Source organism: Sphingorhabdus sp. (assembly GCF_044374345.1).
GTDB lineage: Bacteria > Pseudomonadota > Alphaproteobacteria > Sphingomonadales > Sphingomonadaceae > Sphingorhabdus_B.
Genome location: NZ_JBILOS010000135.1, coordinates 1 through 3,812, shown reverse-complemented (window position 1 = coordinate 3,812; position 3,812 = coordinate 1). Strand labels below are relative to the sequence as shown.

The 3,812-nt window shown below is 57.5% G+C and carries 3 protein-coding genes; 1 reads left to right on the top strand and 2 read right to left on the bottom strand.

The window, feature by feature from the left end:
* On the top strand, positions 1-792 hold a 792-nt coding region (locus tag ACIQ5B_RS10445), incomplete at its 5' end, for a redox-regulated ATPase YchF (protein ID WP_397598966.1).
* A 72-nt stretch (positions 793-864) separates the two neighbouring features.
* Here the strand turns inward: ACIQ5B_RS10445 and ACIQ5B_RS10440 are convergent.
* Both ACIQ5B_RS10440 and mutL read right to left on the bottom strand, forming a co-directional pair.
* Entirely contained in the window at positions 865-1,761 is an 897-nt protein-coding gene (locus ACIQ5B_RS10440; protein ID WP_397598965.1) for an alpha/beta hydrolase-fold protein, read from the bottom strand.
* Between the two features lie 66 nt (positions 1,762-1,827).
* A complete protein-coding gene (mutL, locus tag ACIQ5B_RS10435) occupies positions 1,828-3,660 on the bottom strand; it encodes a DNA mismatch repair endonuclease MutL (protein WP_397598964.1) in 1,833 nt (610 codons plus the stop codon).
* Positions 3,661-3,812 lie beyond the last annotated feature (152 nt).

Here is a 3,812-nt window from a genome sequence, read left to right as displayed (position 1 = left end):
GTCCTGCGCTGCTTTGATGTGGACGAAATCCAGCTTGTCGATAACAAAATCGACCCGATTTCAGACGCAGAGACGGTCGAAACCGAATTGATGCTGTCCGATTTGGAAAGCCTTGAAAAGCGCGTTCCCAATCTCATCAAAAAAGGGACGCAAGGCGACAAGGAAGCCAAAATCAGCGCCGCTGTATTAAGCCGTGCGCTTGACCTTTTACGCGAAGGCAAGCCAGCACGCCTGACCAAGCGCGACGATGCCGAAGAAGAACGGCATTTCCAAATGGCGCAGCTTTTGACCGCAAAGCCGGTTTTATATGTGTGCAATGTCGAAGAAGCGAGCGCGGCGAACGGCAATGCGTTGTCGGCACGGGTCTTTGAAAAGGCAAAGGCCGAAGGCGCGGAAGCGGTTGTCGTCTCCGCCGCCATTGAAGCGGAAATCTCCACCATGCCCGCCGAAGACCGCGAAGTGTTTTTGGAAGACCTTGGCCTGACCGAAACCGGCCTAGCCCGCGTTATCCGCGCTGGATATGAATTGCTGCACCTCATCACCTTCTTCACCGTCGGCCCGAAAGAAGCGCGCGCGTGGACAATCCACCAAGGCGACACTGCCCCCAATGCCGCGGGCGCGATCCACAGCGACTTCGAAAAAGGCTTCATCCGCGCCGAAACCATGGCCTATGATGACTATGTCCAGTACAATGGCGAAGCCGGCGCGAAAGAAGCGGGCAAATGGCGTTCGGAAGGCAAGGAATATCTCGTCAAAGACGGCGATATCATGCTGTTTAGGTTTAATGTTTGAGGTGCTGAGGCTGTAGCCAACTTGCTAGCGTAGTAAATTGGGTCCCGATAGGCGAGTTTTCAGCTTTGCTATTTATGTCGCCAAAAAACGGGCTAATGATGACGCGTCAATAGCGCAATGGCCGCCATAAAGCGGATGCCACTCGACCGAAACGCCACGCTGCTTAGCCTGTTCTGCCAGCATTTGTGTGCCTTCGAAATTTCCATATGCGTCGTAAAGACCGTTTGACAGATAGAGGGCTGGATAGCTTTCGTCTGCGCGCTTCACCAACTCAAGAGGTGACATGCGTTTCCACTCGGCTTCATCGGCAACATTTTCTTTTGCCCAGAGCCAAACGCCGAAACCAATTTTAGGGTCGGCACCCGTTCGCTTAAGGGTGTCTCTCATCGCTGACAAAGACGCAAAGGGAGATATGTTGTAAACGCCGGGACAAAGTGACGCAATCTTGGCAAAACGTTGAGGATAAGTGAGGCCGGCAATAAGAACGTTGAGGCCACCCATAGACTCGCCCAGTAAAAAACGTTGCTTTGGCTTACCGGTTTTGGTGTCGATCTCCGGCAGCTTGGCCATGAAATCGTCAAGCAACCCGCTATCCTGTTTCTTGCCCTTTGGAACCAGCAACCAGGTCGAGCCATAGGAAATGACCACAACCGTTGGCGGAAGCATTTTTGCCTGCTGCCAACTTGCTTGCACCATCGATGTCCAATAGGTGTCGTCATTCCAGATTTGCGCATCGAGGTTGCGTCCATGCAGATGGTATACGACGTTCCCGTTTGCCCCTGATTTCGAACGATAAATGCAGTATTTCAAACGCCCGGATGCATGGCAGCTTTCGCTTGCCGGAATGAACGACACCTTTTGATTGCCTTGCCGAGCGGTGATCTGTGTCCAAGCAAAATATGCAGCCACAATCAGCAAAATCAGGATAAGCCATTTACGATATGATTTGACAAAGCTTGGTTTGTTCATCTCGTCCCCCGTCTGTTAAAATGCGCACCGAGCAATCACGGCTTTCGCGTTGCGATTACGCCTCGCTCACTTCCGCCCGAACAGCTTTTCCACATCGCCCAACGCCAGTTTCACCCAAGTTGGCCGGCCGTGGTTGCACTGCCCGCTGTGCGGGGTGACTTCCATTTCGCGCAGGAGCGCGTTCATTTCGGTGACGGACAAGACACGGCCAGCGCGGACGGAGCCGTGGCAGGCCATCGTTGCGGCGACATGGTCGATGCGTTCTTTCAACGACAAGGCTTCATCATAAGCGGCAAGGTCGTCGGCCAGATCTTCTAGCAATCCCTTGGCATCGCCATCACCCAACACGGCGGGCGTGGCGCGCACGAGCATGGCGGCGGGGCCAAAACGTTCGAGGTCCAGTCCAAATGCCGACAGTTCATCGGCCCGCGCCTCCAGCCGGTCGCAGGCGGGTTCATCAAGCTCAACGACTTGCGGCAGCAACAACGCTTGCGAAGGCACTGCTCCGCCTGCCGCCGCCATTGCCTTGCGCATCCGTTCGAGCACCAGCCGTTCATGCGCGGCATGTTGGTCAACGATGACAAGGCCGTCTTCGGCCTCGGCAACAATATAGGTATTCGCCACTTGCCCGCGCGCGACGCCAAGCGGGTGGCTGGCGCGTTCGGGCACGGGTTCGTGGGCGACGGCGGCCCTGCCCCATAAAGGCGCAAGGTCTTCGCCGGGGATCGCGCCCAAATCGGCAAAGCTGCTGCGGTTTTCATATGCCGACGGATAGGTCGGACGCTGGCCATATTGCCCCTGATAGCCAGACCCCATCGCGGCAGCAGGCGCAGCAAAAATGTCGCCTTGTGCGGTCTGAATGGGTTCCTGCTGCCATGCGGCAAGCGCGTCTGCCGATGGTCGTTGCACCGCGCGGAAACCGGACTGGTCCAGCGCATGGCGCAGCCCCGATATGATCATGCCGCGGATCAAAGCCGGTTCGCGAAAGCGGACTTCTGTCTTTGCCGGATGCACATTTACGTCGACCTGCGTTGGCGGCAGATCAATGAACAACGCCACCACCGCATGCCGGTCGCGCGCCAACATTTCGGCATAAGCACCGCGCACAGCGCCAATCAGCAGGCGGTCCTTTACCGGACGGCCATTGACGAACAGGAACTGGTGGTCGGCAACGCCGCGATTATAGGTGGGCAGGCTCGCCACCCCGCCAAGGCGCACGCCTTCGCGTTCAAAATCAAGCGCAACGCTGTTGTCGATAAGCTCCCCGCTGGTCAGCGCGGCCACGCGTTCGGGCCGTGCGCTGGTGGGTTGCACCGCCAGCACGCGTCGGCCGTCATGTTCAACGGTAAAGCCAATGTCGGGCCGCGCCATCGCCAGCCGCTTCATGGCGTCGAGCGCGGCGGCATATTCGGCGCGTGCGCTGCGCAGGAATTTGCGGCGGGCGGGGACATTGCCAAACAGATTTTCAACGCGAACGCGTGTGCCCTGCGGCAGTGCGGCCGGCCCCTCACCCGTCACCACGCCATGGTCCACCGTCCGCGTCCAGCCTTCGGCACCAGCGGGCCTGCTTTCCAGCGTCATTTTGGACACGCTGGCGATGGATGGCAAAGCCTCCCCCCGGAAACCCAAAGTCGAAACCATTTCGATATCTTCATCCGGCAGTTTCGACGTCGCGTGGCGTTCCAGTGCCAGCGCCATGTCGGCAGGGGACATGCCGCAGCCATCGTCGGTGACTTCGACCAAGTCGATGCCGCCTGCACCCAGCCGCACCGAAATATTACGTGCGCCCGAATCGATGGCGTTTTCGACCAGCTCTTTTAACGCGCTGGCTGGTCTTTCCACCACTTCACCGGCGGCAATGCGGTTGACCAGATTTTCAGGGAGTCTTCTTATTGACATGTGCAGGTTCCTAGCCCAAGCGCAGAGCCCAAGCGACTCCTTAATCGTTCGCACTCCAGCCAAATATCTGTTTTTAAAAACAGCAAATTCCGCTAGGACCGCGCGATTATTTGGACGCGCTCCAAAGGAGTCTCTCCAAAACGGATTGGGTG